16 protein-coding genes are annotated in these 14,151 nt (G+C 74.3%); 7 read left to right on the forward strand and 9 right to left on the reverse strand.

Annotated elements, in window-relative coordinates; genetic code table 11:
* Nucleotides 1–121 precede the first annotated feature (121 nt).
* Both IFT77_RS11420 and IFT77_RS11425 read right to left on the reverse strand, forming a co-directional pair.
* A complete protein-coding gene (locus IFT77_RS11420; protein ID WP_192170034.1) occupies nucleotides 122–1,510 on the reverse strand; it encodes a carboxylesterase family protein in 1,389 nt (462 codons plus the stop codon).
* Nucleotides 1,511–1,673: 163 nt separating this feature from the next.
* Complete coding sequence (locus tag IFT77_RS11425) at nucleotides 1,674–2,597, reverse strand: LysR family transcriptional regulator ArgP (RefSeq protein ID WP_197980772.1); 924 nt, start codon at nucleotides 2,595–2,597, stop codon at nucleotides 1,674–1,676.
* A 69-nt stretch (nucleotides 2,598–2,666) separates the two neighbouring features.
* On the opposite strand from IFT77_RS11425, the gene IFT77_RS11430 reads away from it, so the two are divergent.
* Together IFT77_RS11430 and IFT77_RS11435 are read left to right on the forward strand one after the other, a co-directional pair.
* Nucleotides 2,667–3,299, forward strand: coding sequence for a LysE/ArgO family amino acid transporter (locus IFT77_RS11430; protein ID WP_371741030.1), 633 nt, complete (start codon nucleotides 2,667–2,669; stop codon nucleotides 3,297–3,299).
* Nucleotides 3,300–3,444: 145 nt separating this feature from the next.
* The gene (locus tag IFT77_RS11435; protein WP_192040616.1) at nucleotides 3,445–3,702 is read left to right on the forward strand and encodes a hypothetical protein; all 258 of its coding nucleotides are present in this window, start codon (nucleotides 3,445–3,447) and stop codon (nucleotides 3,700–3,702) included.
* 195 nt (nucleotides 3,703–3,897) lie between these two features.
* Here IFT77_RS11435 and IFT77_RS11440 read toward each other — a convergent pair whose 3' ends face one another.
* The 3 genes from IFT77_RS11440 to IFT77_RS11450 form a co-directional block, all read right to left on the reverse strand.
* The gene (locus IFT77_RS11440; protein WP_192040615.1) at nucleotides 3,898–4,155 is read right to left on the reverse strand and encodes a hypothetical protein; all 258 of its coding nucleotides are present in this window, start codon (nucleotides 4,153–4,155) and stop codon (nucleotides 3,898–3,900) included.
* 130 nt (nucleotides 4,156–4,285) lie between these two features.
* The gene (locus IFT77_RS11445) at nucleotides 4,286–4,876 is read right to left on the reverse strand and encodes a dienelactone hydrolase family protein (RefSeq protein WP_192040614.1); all 591 of its coding nucleotides are present in this window, start codon (nucleotides 4,874–4,876) and stop codon (nucleotides 4,286–4,288) included.
* A gap of 79 nt (nucleotides 4,877–4,955) precedes the next feature.
* Nucleotides 4,956–5,243 carry a hypothetical protein gene (locus IFT77_RS11450; RefSeq protein WP_192040613.1) on the reverse strand — a complete coding sequence of 96 codons (288 nt, stop codon included), beginning with the start codon at nucleotides 5,241–5,243 and terminating at the stop codon, nucleotides 4,956–4,958.
* Between the two features lie 337 nt (nucleotides 5,244–5,580).
* Between IFT77_RS11450 and IFT77_RS11455 the strand changes: the two genes are divergently transcribed.
* On the forward strand, nucleotides 5,581–6,900 hold the full coding sequence (locus tag IFT77_RS11455; RefSeq protein ID WP_192040612.1) for an NAD(P)/FAD-dependent oxidoreductase: 1,320 nt from the start codon (nucleotides 5,581–5,583) through the stop codon (nucleotides 6,898–6,900).
* 171 nt (nucleotides 6,901–7,071) lie between these two features.
* Here the strand turns inward: IFT77_RS11455 and IFT77_RS11460 are convergent, their stop codons facing one another.
* Nucleotides 7,072–8,550, reverse strand: coding sequence for an MFS transporter (locus IFT77_RS11460; RefSeq protein ID WP_197980773.1), 1,479 nt, complete (start codon nucleotides 8,548–8,550; stop codon nucleotides 7,072–7,074).
* A gap of 115 nt (nucleotides 8,551–8,665) precedes the next feature.
* On the opposite strand from IFT77_RS11460, the gene IFT77_RS11465 reads away from it, so the two are divergent.
* A complete protein-coding gene (locus tag IFT77_RS11465) occupies nucleotides 8,666–9,268 on the forward strand; it encodes a TetR family transcriptional regulator (protein ID WP_192170035.1) in 603 nt (200 codons plus the stop codon).
* A 23-nt stretch (nucleotides 9,269–9,291) separates the two neighbouring features.
* Here the strand turns inward: IFT77_RS11465 and IFT77_RS11470 are convergent, their stop codons facing one another.
* Nucleotides 9,292–9,783 (reverse strand): FBP domain-containing protein, encoded by a 492-nt coding sequence (locus IFT77_RS11470; RefSeq protein WP_192170036.1) that lies wholly within the window; start codon nucleotides 9,781–9,783, stop codon nucleotides 9,292–9,294.
* 465 nt (nucleotides 9,784–10,248) lie between these two features.
* Here IFT77_RS11470 and IFT77_RS11475 point away from each other — a divergent pair, with 465 nt between their 5' ends.
* Nucleotides 10,249–10,566, forward strand: a complete 318-nt coding sequence (locus IFT77_RS11475; protein WP_192170037.1) for a hypothetical protein — start codon at nucleotides 10,249–10,251, stop codon at nucleotides 10,564–10,566.
* 32 nt (nucleotides 10,567–10,598) lie between these two features.
* On the opposite strand, the gene IFT77_RS11480 is transcribed toward IFT77_RS11475, so the two are convergent.
* Entirely contained in the window at nucleotides 10,599–10,937 is a 339-nt protein-coding gene (locus IFT77_RS11480; protein ID WP_244638770.1) for a helix-turn-helix domain-containing protein, read from the reverse strand.
* A 191-nt stretch (nucleotides 10,938–11,128) separates the two neighbouring features.
* On the opposite strand from IFT77_RS11480, the gene IFT77_RS11485 reads away from it, so the two are divergent.
* The gene (locus IFT77_RS11485; RefSeq protein ID WP_192170038.1) at nucleotides 11,129–11,779 is read left to right on the forward strand and encodes an NAD(P)-dependent oxidoreductase; all 651 of its coding nucleotides are present in this window, start codon (nucleotides 11,129–11,131) and stop codon (nucleotides 11,777–11,779) included.
* A gap of 80 nt (nucleotides 11,780–11,859) precedes the next feature.
* Here the strand turns inward: IFT77_RS11485 and IFT77_RS11490 are convergent, their stop codons facing one another.
* Complete coding sequence (locus IFT77_RS11490; RefSeq protein WP_123547542.1) at nucleotides 11,860–12,735, reverse strand: SDR family NAD(P)-dependent oxidoreductase; 876 nt, start codon at nucleotides 12,733–12,735, stop codon at nucleotides 11,860–11,862.
* A gap of 413 nt (nucleotides 12,736–13,148) precedes the next feature.
* Between IFT77_RS11490 and IFT77_RS11495 the strand changes: the two genes are divergently transcribed.
* Nucleotides 13,149–14,141, forward strand: coding sequence for an NAD-dependent epimerase/dehydratase family protein (locus tag IFT77_RS11495; RefSeq protein ID WP_192170039.1), 993 nt, complete (start codon nucleotides 13,149–13,151; stop codon nucleotides 14,139–14,141).
* Nucleotides 14,142–14,151 lie beyond the last annotated feature (10 nt).

Raw genomic sequence — 14,151 nt, forward strand, 5'->3', positions numbered from 1 at the left:
GGACGGGCCGGTCGTCGGGGAGGGACGGTCGGCGAGAGGGGGGAAGACGCGGGAGCGTCGGGTCGAGCACGAGGGGCACCGACCCGCCGCTCCCGTTGTCGCGTGCGCGGTGCGGCAGCGCTCAGCCGCGGTCGAGCGCCAGGGCCTGCGACGCCCCGGCGGCGGCGTCCGCCGCGACGGTCCCGGTCCGCGCGAAGTCGGCCCAGATCTGCCGGACCCGACGCCCGAGGCGGTCGACCTCCGCCCAGTCGGACTCGCCCAGCAGGGCCGACCGGCCCCACGCCTCCTTCGTCCCCAGCAGCAGCGGCAGGTCGGTGATGTGGGCGGCTCCGTAGCGGCTGCCGCGCGGAGCCCAGCTCAGCTCGTACCGCACGGCCCGACCGCCGGAGGCGCGGTGCCGGTCGACGAAGCGGCGCGCGTCGCGTCCGTACACGGCCCCCGTCGTCGCCCGGACGAGCACGCGGCGCACGAGCCCGCCGACGACGGGCAGGCTCGTCAGCACGTCGAGCGGCCGGACGAGGGGCACGTAGAGCCCGGTCTCCTCCGTCGTCGCCCCCATCAGCAGGTCGACGTGCGGGGCGACGTCACGCCAGGCCGCGTCACGGTCCTCCTCGGCGGGCAGGGGGGCGCGGCCGTACTGCGGGCCGAACGGCATGCCGCCGCGCAGCCCGAAGCGCAGGGCCGCGCGCTCGGCGGGGGGCTGCCCCGCGAGCAGCTCCTCGACGGTGGCGTCGGGGTCGGGGGCGCCGACGACCCGCAGCATCGCCCGCGACATCGCGGACCGGCCGCGACCGAGCCCCAGCGGGGCGCTCTGCACGATCGCCCGGCGGAACAGCCCGCGCGCCCCGTCGCTGATCATGAGGTGGGCGATCGAGTCGCCGCCCGACGACTGCCCGAACAACGTCACGGTGTCGGGGTCGCCGCCGAACGCGTCGATCGTGTCGTGCACCCAGCGCACCGCCTCGAGCTGGTCGAGCAGCCCGAGGTTCGACGGCACCCGGTCGCCGTCGCCGAGGAACCCGAGGACGCCGAGCCGGTAGGTCACCGCGACCACGACGACGCGCTGCTCGACGACGAACGAGCGCGGGTCGTAGACGCCGAGGTCGCCTGCGCCGTTGACGTAGGCACCGCCGTGGATCCACACCATGACGGGCAGCCGCTCCCCCGGGGCGAGGTCGGCGGGCAGCGTGATCGACAGCGCCTGGCAGTGCTCGGAGTCGACCATGCCGCGGGCCGCGTCGTCGAAGAGCACCTGCATCGCGGGCGACGCCAGCTGCGGCGAGGCAGGCGCGCGCTCGAAGGCGAGGAACGGCACCGGCTGGCCGTCGTCGCCGACCGCAGGAGGCGCGGGCCGGGGAGCCTCGAAGCGCTCGGCCACCGCGTACGGCACGCCCAGCACCCTCACCACGTCGCCGTCGACGCGCCCGACGACCGTGCCGACCCGCGTCTCGAAGGTGCGGGTCTCCGCCGCGGGGGTCGTGGGGGTGCGGGTCTCGGGTGCGCTGCTCACCGGCTCACGCTACGCGCGCCTCCTGCGCCCACGTGCGCCGGCCCCGACGAGCTCCGACTGCGAGACCCAGCGAAACCGCGCAGACCCCTCGGCGCGCACGAGGGTCCGCGCGGGTTCGCGGGGACTCGACCTGATCGCAGGCGGAAGCCGCAGGAGGCGCCGCTCACGCCGGCAGCAGCACCTCCGCCGCCGAGCGCCGCACCGACTCCGTCAGCGTGTCGAGCAGCCGCGACGACAGGGCCCAGCGCTGCCAGTACAGGGCGAGGTCGACGTGCTCGCCGGGCGCGAGCTCGACCAGCGACCCGTCGGCGAGCAGGTCGAGGCACTGCGCCTCGGGCAGCAGCCCCCAGCCGAGGCCGAGCCGGGCGGCGCGGGCGAAGTCGGCCGACGACGGGACGAACGTGCGCGGCGGCCGCGGGTCGTAGCCGAGCGAGGCCCGGAGGAACCCCCGCTGCAGCTGGTCCGACCGGTCGAAGTCGAGCATCGGCGCGGCGTCGACGCGGCCCATCGTCGGCACTCCCCCGAGCCACCGGTCGACGAAGCCGGGGCTCGCGACCGCGCGGTACCGCATCAGCCCGAGCGGCTCGGACGAGCAGCCCTGCAGCGGCTCCCGCGTCGACGTGACCGCGGCGAGCACCGTGCCCGAGCGCAGCAGCGAGGTCGTGTTCTCCTGGTCCTCGCGGTGCAGGTCGAACACGGCGCCCACCTCGGGCGGCAGGGCGGCGAGCGCCTCGAGGAACCAGGTCGCGAGCGAGTCCGCGTTGACCGCGACGGCGATCGACGTGCCGAGCCCGCCCGGCCCGCCGGCGCCTCCTGGACCGCCCGCGCCGGCGCCCAGCTCGACCGCGGCGTCGTCGGCGAGCAGCTGCACCTGCCGGGCGTAGCGCAGCACCACGTCGCCGGCCGCGGTCGTTACGACGGGCGTGGTGCGCTGCACGAGCACCTGTCCCGCGGTGCGCTCGAGCTGCTTGATGCGCTGCGAGACGGCCGACTGCGTCATGTGCAGCCGCTGGGCCGCCGCCTCGAAGGTGCCCTCGTCGACGAGGGCGCGGAGGGTCACGAGGTGCTCCGAGGCGAAGGTGATCATCAGCAGAGCTTATGCAGCATCACGAACATGAGCTAGAGAGATGCGGTGACTGCTCCCTAGCGTCGGGGCGTGACCTTCTCCTCCCTCCTGCTGCCCGCCCTGTTCGGCATGGGCACCGGCCTCGCCCTCATCGTCGCGATCGGCGCCCAGAACGCGTACGTGCTCAAGGTCGGCCTGCAGGGCGTCAACCGGGTGATCCTCCCCGTCATCGCCGTCTGTGCGGCGAGCGACGCGGTCCTGATCATCGCCGGGGTGGCCGGCGTCGGAGCCCTGATCGCGGCAGCCCCGCAGGCCCTCGTGGTGGTCCGGATCGTCGGGGCCGCGTTCCTGCTCGTCTACGCGGGGTTCGCCGCGAAGCGGGCGATCCGGCCGTCCGGGGCCCTCCAGGCCGAAGGAGGGGCGGTGCAGCCGAGCAGGAAGACCGCCGTCGTCACCGTGCTCGCCCTCACCTGGCTGAACCCCCACACCTACCTCGACACGATCGTGTTCCTCGGCTCGGTGGCGAACCAACAGCCGGGCGACCTCCGCTGGTGGTGGGCGGGCGGGGCCATCGCGGGCAGCTTCCTGTGGTTCGCGGTGCTGGGCCTCGGCTCGCGCCTCCTCAAGCCGTTCTTCGCGAAGCCGTCGTCGTGGCGCGTGCTCGACGGCCTGATCGCCGTGGTGATGACGGCGCTGGGGCTGCGCCTGCTGCTGGGGGCGTGATGTCTGTCCGCCGAACGAACGGCGCCCGACCCGTTGTTTTGAACTATTCAAGAAAGCGCGCTAGGGTGGTGCTCACGCCGACGGAGACGAGCACCTCGCCCTCACCCGACCGGCGGTGCTCGTCTCCCTGAACGAGGAGGCCCCCATGGACCGCACCGCATCGACCACCCCCGCCCAGCCGTTCCCGCTCGGCGGCCGCTACGTCAGCACCACCCGCCGCGACGAGCCGATCGGCTCGTACGTCTCGACCGCGCACCGCGACACGGTCACCATCGGCGCGTACGTCTCGCCGTCGGTGCAGCGCACCTCGCTCGGCCGGTACGTCCGCGCCCAGCTCAGCGCGCTGAGCACCCGCACCTCGACGGTGCGCACGCACACCGGCTCGATCGTCCTCGGCCGCTAGGCCCTGGCAGCGGCTCCGAGCGCCACCGGGCACGCCGGGTCGGCCCCCACGAGCTGACGGAGGGCGACCTGCGCCGCACGGTCCACGACGAACGACCCCGCCCGGACGACGGCACCGCACGCATGCGGTGACCTCGTCCCGGGCGGGGTCGTCGTGCGTCGCGCGGGCCTTCCCGCGCGACGGCCGACGCGGTCGCTAGACCGCGTCCGAGCCGGTCACGCCGGTGCCGCTCGTGCCGGTGCCGTCGGTCGGTGCGGGGCCGCCGCCCGCACGCGGGACGCTCTCCGTGCCGTCGTCCTCCGACGAGTCGTCGTCGGCGACCGCTCCCTCCGCGTCGCGGAAGGCGCCCTGCTGGCCGAGGGGCGAACGACCGTCGGCCTCGACGCCCGAGCCTGCGTCGAGGTCGGTCCCGGTCGTCGCCTCGTCGTCGTGCGCGTTCGTGCTGTCGCTCATGTCTGGCCTCTCGCTCGTGTCGTCCCGCAGGGTCGCCCTCGGTGTCGAGGTGCTGCGGCCACTCCACTCTGGCCCGGAGGCGCGGGCCGGGACCCAGGGAGGCGGACCTGGCCCCCGGGAGGCAGGCGGGCTAGTGCCGGGCGAGGAACGCCAGCGTGCGCTCCGTGAGCAGCGCGGCCGCCTCCGGCCGGTACGCCGCCAGCGACGAGTCGGCGAAGAGGTGCTCGCTGCCGGGGTAGGTGAACACCTCGGCGTCGGCCGTGGCGTCGTCGGCCCGCAGCTGGGCCACGAGCTCCCGGGCGGCGTCGAGGTCGCCCTCGTCGGCGAAGAAGGGGTCGTGCTCCATGCCGTGCACCTGCAGGGCGAGGCCGGACGGCCAGGTGCCGAACTCGGCGGCGGGCACGCAGGCGTGGAAGAAGAGCGCGCCGCGGGCACCGGGACGCGACTGCGCCAGGTGCTGCGCGGGCAGGACGCCCAGCGAGAAGCCGGCGTACACGACGTCGGCGTCGAAGTCGGCGGCCGAGCGGACCCCGCGGGCGGCGACCTCGCCGACGCCGAGGCCGTGCACGAACTCGAGGCCCTCGTCGATCGAGTCGAAGGTGCGGCCCTCGTACAGGTCGGGCGTGTGCACGACGTGGCCCGCGGCCCGCAGCGCGTCGGCGAAGGCGACAACCCCGCGGGTCAGGCCCTGGGCGTGGTGGAACAGGACGACCTCGGTCACGGCTGCGCGCCTCCTCGACTGCCGTCGGCCCGGTGCGCGACGGTCGTCACGACCCTAGCCCGAGCCCGGGAGCCCGCCGTCAGCGGTGGAGGCGGCGGCGACGACGTGCGGGACGGTCGGCGGAGAAGAGCGGGACGACGGGCGCGAGCGGCCGGTCGTCCGGGTCGGTCGCGTCCGACGACGACGCGTCCTCGGTCAGGTGGCTCGTCTCCGTGTCCGCGTCGTCGTCGATCACGAGCCCGGCGATCTCGGCGCCGAGGGGGACGAGGTCCTCGAGGGACGCCACCAGCCGGAGACGGTCGTCGCCCTCGCGGTCACGGCGGACGACGGGCGACGCGTCCCGACGCCACAGCACGTAGCCCTTCACGGGCGCTCGCCCTGCACGCAGCGGCCTCGACGGTGGTGTCCTGTCACGACGATTTGCCCCCTCGGCCGTCCGCTCGCGCGGGGCCCTCTGATCCGGTGACGACGACCCTACGCCGCCCGGCCGCGCTGCGGCCGCGTGCTGGGGCATGCTGGCCTCACCCCGGCCGCACCCAGGCCGCGCGCCGAGGCTCGACGACACCCGTTGCACAGCGTGCAGGACGGTGTCCGGAGGGCCCTCACAGGCGAGTAGCCTGACACGGGCGGAGGAACCAGCCGCCTGCAGATCGGGGTCACCGGCGACCTCCGCCACGAACCGAGCACCCCGCAGGAGCACCCTCATGTCCGACGACCGCACCTCCGACGCGCACGTCACCCGGCCCCACGTCGTCGTGGTCGGCGGCGGCTTCGCCGGCATCGCCACGATGCGCGCCCTCAAAGACGCCGACGTCGACATCACGCTGATCGACCGGCACGTCTACAACATGTTCCAGCCGCTCATGTACCAGGTCGCGACCGGCGGCCTCAACGCCGGCGACGTCACGTACTTCCTCCGCAGCCTGCGCTCGAAGCAGTCGAACGCCGACTTCCGGCACGGGCTCCTCACGACCGTCCGGGCCGACGAGCGCGTCATCACGCTCCGCGACGGCGAGGAGATCTCGTACGACGCGCTCGTCCTCGCGAACGGCGTCAACACGAGCTACTTCGGCACCAAGGGCGCCTACGAGTTCGCGTACTCGATGTACTCCCGCTCGCAGGCCCTCCGCATCCGCGACGAGCTCTTCACGCAGCTCGAGAACGCGGCGGCGTCGCAGGGCAGCGGCGAGGTGCGGGTCGTCATCGTCGGCGGCGGCGCGACCGGCGTCGAGATGGCCGGGGCGCTGGCCGAGCTGCGCGACCAGGCCCTCAAGGACGCCTACCCCGAGATCGACGCCTCGAGCATCACGATCACGCTGGTGCACCGCAGCGGCGAGCTCCTCAAGCCGTTCGCGCCGCGCCTCCGCCGCTACGCCGCCAAGGTGCTGCGCAAGCGCGGCGTCGACCTGCGGCTCGACACCGGCGTCGACGAGGTCACGCCCGACGGCGTGCACACCACGTCGGGCGAGTTCATCCCGGCCGAGCTCGTCGTCTGGGCGACCGGCGTCGCCGCGCACGCCGAGGTCGCCGCGTGGGGCGTCCCGCAGACCCACGGCGGCCGCATCCAGGTCAACGACGACCTCACGGTCAAGGGCCTCGACCGCATCTGGGCCGCCGGCGACATCGCGGCCACCGACGAGGCCCTCGCCCAGCTCGCCCAGCCGGCCATCCAGGGCGGCGAGCACATCGGCGAGCAGATCGAGCGCCTCCTCGCCGGCAAGCCGTCCACGCCCTTCAAGTACCACGACAAGGGCACGATGGCCACCGTCGGCACGAACGCGGCCGTGGTTCAGCTGCCGAACGGCTTCACGATGACCGGACCGGTCGCCTGGCTGCTCTGGGTCTTCGTGCACATCACGAGCCTGCTCGGCAACGGCAACCGCCTGTCGACGCTGACCCACTTCTTCGTCCGCTACATGTGGGCCCTGCGCAAGCGCGCCATCCCGATCGTCGGCGACGTGCGCCCGGTCCGCCCGAACGGCGACCGCGCCCCCGAGAAGTGGCAGACCGAGAAGGCCGAGTAGCCCGGCCGCTCGCCCCGTCTGCTCGCAGCGACGGACCTGCCCCGACACCGCCGAGTGAACGGGACACCGCCCACTGAGGCGGTGTTGCGCCCACTCGGTGGTGTCAGGCCACGAGACCGAGGAGGCGCGGTGCCGGTCGGACCGACACCGCGCCTCCTGCAGGTCCCGGGCTCAGCCCAGGTGCACCACGGGGCCGCTCGGGAGCAGCTCCTCCTTCGTGCCGCGGATCATGAAGAACGAGATCGGCGCGGCGACGAACGCGGCCACCGCGGCGGCGACGAACGCCGCCGAGTAGCCGTCGACGAGCGCTCCGAGCCCGCCCGCGGCGCTGCCGGCCACGGCCGACGCGTACAGGTTCGTGTAGACGGCGAGCCCGATCGAGCCGCCGATCTGCATCATCGCGTTCGAGGTGGCGCTGGCCGCGCCGGCCTCGTGCGGAGCGACCCCGGCGAGCGCGAGGTTCTGCATCGGCACGAAGATGCCGGCCAGGCCGACGCCCATCACGATCAGCGGGGGCAGCACGTGCGTCGCGTACCCGCCGTCAGCCGTGATGAACGACAGCCAGAAGAGGCCGGCGGCGGCCACGATCGGTCCGACGATCATGAGGAGGCGCGGCCCGATCACCGGCAGCAGCTTCGTCAGGATCGGGGCCATCACCATGATGACGAGCGTCATCGGCAGGGTCGCGAGACCGGCCTCGAGCGGGCCGAAGCCCAGCACGATCTGCAGGTGGAACGTCAGGTAGAGCAGGGCGCCGATCATGACGCTGCCGACGATCAGCTGCACGAGGAACGCTCCGCCGCGCACGCGGTTCGTGAGCACGCCGAGGGGCAGGAGGGGGTGGTCGCTGCGCTTCTGGACGAGGACGAACAGGGCGAGCAGGCCCGCGCCGAGGGCGATGAAGCCGATCACGACGGGGCTGCCCCAGCCGTCCTCGGCCTGGGTGAAGCCGTAGACCAGCGACGCGAGGCCGAGGGCAACGACGACCGTGCCGACGACGTCGAGCCGGTTGTCGCCCTCGGCCTTGCTCTCGCGCACGACGAGCGCGGCGGCGACGATCGCGACGATCACGATCGGCACGTTGACGAGGAGGCACCAGCGCCAGCTGACGAACTCCGTGAGGACGCCGCCGAGCACGAGGCCGACGGCCGCGCCGGCACCCGAGATCGCGCCGAAGACGGCGAAGGCGGTGTTGCGCTCGCGTCCGCGCGAGAAGGTCGTGGTGAGCACGGCGAGGGCGGCCGGCGCGAGCAGCGCGGCGAAGACGCCCTGCAGCGCACGGGCGGTGACGAGCAGCTCGCCGGTCGAGACGAGCCCGCCGAAGGCCGACGCGGCGCCGAAGCCGACCATGCCGACGATGAAGGTGCGCTTGCGGCCCCAGAAGTCGGCGATGCGGCCGCCGAGCAGCAACAGGGCGCCGAAGGCGAGGGCGTAGGCCGTGACGACCCACTGACGGTTCTCGTCCGAGAGGCCGAGCTCGGCCTGGGCCTGGGGCAGGGCGATGTTGACGATGGTGCCGTCGAGCACGACGACGAGCTGCGCGAGCCCGACGATCACGAGCACCCACCAGCGGCGGGCGGACGCCGGTGCGTCGGACGGAGGTGCGGTCTGGTGCGACCCGGTGGCGGGCCGTGCTGCTGAGGTGGTCACTGTTCTCCTGGTTCTGGTGCCCTGAGTCTCGGGGCGCTCCACGACGGGCGGCCGTCGTGGACCCCGCGATACTACCTACTAGTTGGTTGGCTTCGGAAGGGGCTATCGTCGGCGCATGGCCTACGACGCGGACGAGACGCGCCGCCGCATCCTCGCGGCGGCCACGGCGGAGTTCGCCGAGCACGGCCTCGCCGGCGCCCGCGTCGACCGGATCGCCGCGGCGGCCGCCTGCAGCAAGGAGCGCCTCTACGCCCACTACGGCGACAAGGAGTCCCTCTTCACCGCGGTGCTGAACGCGTCCTTCGCCCACCTCGGCGAGGCCGCCTCGGCCGACTTCGCCTCCGTCGAGGACTTCGCGGTCGCCGTGTTCGACCACCTCGTCGACAACCCCGCCAACCAGCGCCTCCTCGCCTGGGCCCGGCTCGAGCAACGGCACGACTGGGCGGCGTCGTTCGGCGTCCTCGAGAGCGTGCGCGCCACCTCCGTCGGCCACCTCGAGCGCCTCGTCGGGGCCGCCGGGTCGACCGACGCCTCGGCCGCGTCGGCCCCGTCGGCGGAAGCGCCGCCCTGGGCGCCCGACGACCTCTTCGCCCTCGTGCTGGCGATCGCGTCGGCGTGGGTGCAGCTGCCGGGCCTGCCGGACGACCAGCCGCGGACGCCCGACGTCGCCGCCCAACGCGCGATCGTGCGCATGGCCGTGGGGCGCCTCCTCGACTGACGTCCCACGCCCTCGCGTACGGGTCAGCGCCCGTCGACCACCGTCCGGGCGAACCCGGCCGTCCGCTCGCGCAGGCTGAGCACCCGCTGCTCGACGGCGGCGGCGACGTCGAAGCCGAGGTACGCGGGCGGCGGCGGTCGGTGCGCGTTGGCGCTGCACTCGAACCCGGCGCAGACGAGCGTCCCGACGGTGTCGCCGTTGCGCCCGGCAGCACCGGCCCGCTTCGCGCTGAAGAACGCGACCGGAGCCGGCAGGGTCACGTCCTGGCACCAGCTGCACTGGGCTCGGGACCGGGTCGTGGCCTCCGCCTGGCGCAGCACGAGGCCGACCGGCTCGCCGTCGACGGGCACGACGACGTAGGCGCGGCGGGGCAGCTTCGGGTCGCGCCAGCCGACGAACTCGAGGGAGTCCCAGTCGAGGGCGTCGAGGTCGGGCGGGAGCACGAGGTCGGAGGCCTCCTTGCGCGAGGCGTTCGCGAAGGAGGCGCGGAGGGCGGAGGCGGTCAGGGGCAGCATCAGGGGTTCACCAGTCGGTAGGGGTGCTCGGGCACCGGGCCGCGCGCACCTGCCCCGGCCCGGCCAGGACGTGCCCCCACGACGAGTGGTCAGTTCCGGTCGTTCCCGCGACGGGGAAGGACGAGAAGTGACCACTCGACGGCGGGCAGGCCCGTCAAGGGGGGAGGAGGCGCGCGCACGACGGCGCACACGAGCGGTGATCAGGGGAGAGAGGGGGGTGTCGACTGTGCGACTACCTGCCGCCGGCGGAGGATGCGCCGACGACCTCCTGACGCCCCGAGGGCTGCGCGACTGCGGTGATGATCACGCGTCGACGATACGTCTCGTGCCGGGCTGCGTCCACCCCGGGGCCCGCGGCCCGGCCTGTCGGGCCGCCGCGTCGCTGGCCCACCGCTGCGACAGGCCTCAGGGATCCCGTCGAGAGGCCCTTTCGGCCCGGCACGTCCGGCTGCCAGGATGACCGACATGCTGCTCTCGACGGTCCGGTTCCCCGCCTCCTACGACCTCGTCTGGAGCCTCGCCCTGGGCGTGGTCGCACTCGGGTTCGTCGCGGTCGTGGTGCTCGTGGTGGTGAACGTCGTCCGCGCCCGGCGGAACGGCATCAGCCCGCTGACCTCGCAGGTCGACCTCGCAGCCCGGCTGCTGCAGTCACGGGCTCTGCAGCCCGACCGCTCTCTCGACGATCGGCTCGTCGAGCTCGACGATCTCGCCGCACGCGGCGTCATCAGCACGGACGAGCACCGCGAGGCCCGCGCCGCCGTGCTCCGCGGCGACCGCAGCTAGCGGACCGGCCCGACCGCCCACAAGCCCTGACCTCAGCCCTGCGCGTCCGCCCCGGCGCCGACCCGCTCGTCGTACTCGGCCCAGGCGCCGGAGACCTGCCCGAAGTGCGCGATCGACCACTCCTCGAGGGCGCGCAGCGGCGTCCGGAGCGTCTCGCCCGCCTCCGTCAGCTCGTAGACGACGCGTGGCGGGACCTCGGCGAAGACGGTGCGGGTGACGAGCCCGTCGCGCTCGAGCCCCCGGAGGGTCTGCGTCAGCATCTTCTGCGAGATGCCCTCGATGCGCCTCCGGATGTCGGAGAAGCGCAGCGGGCCCGTGCCGAGGGAGCCGACGACGAGCACCGTCCAGCGGTCGCCGATGCGGTCGAGCAGACGGCGAGACGGGCAGCCCGCGGCGTACGGGTCGAGCGGGGGCGGACCGCCCGCGGGAGGAGCGGGAGCGGCTGCCGGGGCAACGTCCGAGGGGGTAATGGTTACCAAAAAGTGCCTACTTCCCATCAGTGACCAATGGACCTAGCGTAGCCGCGAAGCCCCACGGACAGAAGAACCAGAAGGAGAACGCCATGACCCGCATCACCGTCGTCGGAGGGACCGGCTACGCCGGCAGCGCGATCGTCGCCGAGGCCGCGCGCCGCGGACACGAGGTCGTCTCGGTCAGCCGCAGCGTGCCCGCCGAGGAGGCCCGCGTCGAGGGCGTCCGCTACGAGACCGGGTCGCTGGTCGACGCCGACGTGCGCGCCCGCGCCGTGGCCGACGCCGAGGTCGTCGTCTCGAGCCTCTCGCCCCGCGGCGAGCTCGACGGACGCATCGTCGAGGTCGACCGCGAGCTCGCGGCCCTCGCCGAGCAGCACGGAGCCCGTTTCGTCGTCGTCGGCGGCTACAGCTCGCTGCGCCTCGAGGAGGGCGGACCGCGCCAGGCCGAGACCGGCCAGATCCCGCCGGAGTACGCCGGCGAGGCGCTGCAGATGAACGAGGTGCTCGGCGAGCTGCTCGCCAGCGCCGGGTCGCTGGACTTCACCTTCGTGTCGCCCGCGATGCAGTTCGGCGCCTACGCGCCCGGCGAGGCGCTGGGCCGCTACCGCGTCGGCGGCGAGGTCGCGTTCACCGACGAGGCCGGCGTCTCCGCCGTCAGCGGCGCCGACTTCGCGCTCGCGATCGTCGACGAGCTCGAGACGCCGGCGCACCGCCGCGAGCACATCTCCGTCGCGTACTGACGCGAGCCGCGTCGAGGACGCGAGGGACGACGGAGGCGCGGGTCAGGATCACCTGGCCCGCGCCTCCCCCGCGTCCCCGCTCAGGCGAGCGGGTCGGACGGGATGCCGAGCAGGTCGGCGCTCCGCTCCCACAGGTCGCGCATCAGGTCGCGGTCGCCGGCCTGCGCCGCGACACGGCCCGGCGCGCGGAGCCGGTCGAAGTAGTTGCCGCTCGGCGCGGGCACCGTCGGCGCCGCCGCGAGCCGCACCAGGGGCTCGGCGCCCTGTTCGGTCGACACGGCCGCGCGCTTGGCGAAGGTGGCGACGGGGCCGTTCCCGCCGAAGCCCGAGGCGACGAAGCCGGGGTGGAACGCGAACGCGTCGACTCCCGTGCTGCCGAGGCGACGGGCGAGCTCGCGGGTGAACAGGATGTTGAGCAGCTTCGAGGTGCCGTAGGCGCGGAACCCGCCGTACCAGCGCTCGTGGTCGCCGTCGAGGTCGGCTAGGTCGACCCGGCCGAAGAGGTTGCCGGCGCTCGAGGTCTGGACCACGCGGACGGTGCCCGGCGCGTGGTCGGCCGCCGTCTCGACCATGCGCGGCAGCAGCAGCGAGGTCAGCAGGAACGGCGCCAGGTGGTTGCCCTGGAACGTCAGCTCGAACCCGTCGGAGGTGCGCTGACGCTCCGCGATGGTGGCCCCGGCGTTGTTGGCGAGCACGTGGATGCGGGGCAGGTCGGCCAGGAGCTGGTCGGCGAGGGAGCGCACCGAGGCGAGGTCGGCGAAGTCGGCGAGGTAGGCGGTGCCGCCGACCTCGTCGGCGACCGCGCGGGTGCGCTCCGGGTTCCGGCCGACGACGGCGACGGTGGCGCCGAGCTCCGACAGCGCACGGGCGGCCTCGCGGCCGATCCCGGAGCTCGCTCCGGTGACGACGACGGCGCGGTCGTCGAGGCGGCCAGGGGCAGGGAGGGTGACGGACATGTCCTCGACGGTAGACCGTGACCGCCTGGGGGCGTCGTGCACGATCCCCGCGCCCGCTCGTCCGGGTGCCTGACCGGGCCCTGACCAGGCCCTGGCCGGGATGCGGACGGGCCCCGGTCCGAGCGCGTACCGTCCACCGGGTCGAAGGCGTCACCATGCGTCTTCACCGGCCGGTGTTGCTCTGCTCCCCTGCCCGTGAAGCTCAGATGCGGACAACATCGACCCGGGCACGGCCACCTGCGTGGTGGTCGTGCCCTCTCTCTGCCCCCGCCCGCTGTGCGATCCCCGCGGCTCGGGGCCCCGTGGATCCGCGCACACCCGTCGGCTCGCAGAGGGGTCTGCGCGGGTCCGAGGGGTCTGCCGCAGTCCCGGAGCGTGCGCCGGCACGCCGCGGGCACGGCAGACTGGCCCGCATGCGCAAGGTGCTGGTGCTCGGCGGGACGGGGTGGCTCGGCCACGAGATCGCGCGGCAGGCGGTGGCCGACGGAGCCGACGTCACCTGCCTCGCCCGAGGCAGCGCAGGAGGCGCCCCCGACGGAGCAGCGCTGGTCCGGTCCGACCGCACCCGCCCCTGCGCCTACGACGCGGTGACCCGCGTCGACCACGAGTGGGACGAGGTCGTCGAGCTCGCGACGCCGCCCGACCTCGTCGAGGGAGCGCTCGACGCCCTGGCCGCACGTGCCCGGCACTGGACCCTCGTCTCGTCCGTCAGCGTCCACGCCCGCGACGACGAGCCCGGCGCCGACGAGTCCGCCGAGCTCGTCGCGGTCGGCGAGCGCCCCGACGACGCTGCTCCCGACCTCTATGCGCAGCAGAAGGCCTGGGCGGAGCGCACCTCCGCCGCCCGGCTGGGCGACCGCCTCCTCGTCGTCCGGCCCTCGCTCGTCGTGGGTCCGGGTGACCCGAGCGGCCGGTTCGGCCACTGGCCGGCGCGGATGCTGCGCGGCGGCCGCGTGCTGGTGCCCACGACCGAGGGACGCTGGGCGCAGGTGATCGACGTGGCCGACCTCGCGGCGTGGGTGGTGCGGGCGGGCCGTGATCGCCTCCTCGGCCCGGTCACCGCTGCCGCAGAGCCGGTGCCCCTGGCCGACGTGCTCGAGGAGGCGCGGGTCGCGGCCGGCACCGACCCCGAGCTCGTGCCGGTCGACGACGCCTGGCTGCTCGAGCACGACGTGCGGTGGTGGGCGGGCCCCCGGTCGCTGCCGCTGTGGCTGCCGCTCGAGGCGTCCGGCTTCGCGCGGCGCGGCACGGCGGCGTTCCGTGCCGCCGGCGGCACGACGCGCCCCCTAGCCGAGACGATGCGACGCGTGCGTGACGACGAGCTGACGCGCGGGGTCGACCGTCCCCGCCGTGCCGGCCTCGCCCCCGACGAGGAGGCGGCGCTGCTGCGCGAGCTCGCCCGCTGACCCAGCCCGG

The organism is Frigoribacterium sp. CFBP 13729, assembly GCF_014841875.1.
GTDB lineage: Bacteria > Actinomycetota > Actinomycetes > Actinomycetales > Microbacteriaceae > Frigoribacterium.

What these genes read in the sequence shown, in the direction of transcription:
- IFT77_RS11425 (WP_197980772.1), bottom strand. Translation starts at nt 2,597, where the DNA reads ATGATCACCTTCGCCTCGGAGCACCTCGTGACCCTCCGCGCCCTCGTC.
- IFT77_RS11435 (WP_192040616.1), top strand. Translation starts at nt 3,445, where the DNA reads ATGGACCGCACCGCATCGACCACCCCCGCCCAGCCGTTCCCGCTCGGC.
- IFT77_RS11440 (WP_192040615.1), bottom strand. Translation starts at nt 4,155, where the DNA reads ATGAGCGACAGCACGAACGCGCACGACGACGAGGCGACGACCGGGACC.
- IFT77_RS11455 (WP_192040612.1), top strand. Translation starts at nt 5,581, where the DNA reads ATGTCCGACGACCGCACCTCCGACGCGCACGTCACCCGGCCCCACGTC.
- IFT77_RS11465 (WP_192170035.1), top strand. Translation starts at nt 8,666, where the DNA reads ATGGCCTACGACGCGGACGAGACGCGCCGCCGCATCCTCGCGGCGGCC.
- IFT77_RS11470 (WP_192170036.1), bottom strand. Translation starts at nt 9,783, where the DNA reads ATGCTGCCCCTGACCGCCTCCGCCCTCCGCGCCTCCTTCGCGAACGCC.
- IFT77_RS11475 (WP_192170037.1), top strand. Translation starts at nt 10,249, where the DNA reads ATGCTGCTCTCGACGGTCCGGTTCCCCGCCTCCTACGACCTCGTCTGG.
- IFT77_RS11485 (WP_192170038.1), top strand. Translation starts at nt 11,129, where the DNA reads ATGACCCGCATCACCGTCGTCGGAGGGACCGGCTACGCCGGCAGCGCG.
- IFT77_RS11490 (WP_123547542.1), bottom strand. Translation starts at nt 12,735, where the DNA reads ATGTCCGTCACCCTCCCTGCCCCTGGCCGCCTCGACGACCGCGCCGTC.
- IFT77_RS11495 (WP_192170039.1), top strand. Translation starts at nt 13,149, where the DNA reads ATGCGCAAGGTGCTGGTGCTCGGCGGGACGGGGTGGCTCGGCCACGAG.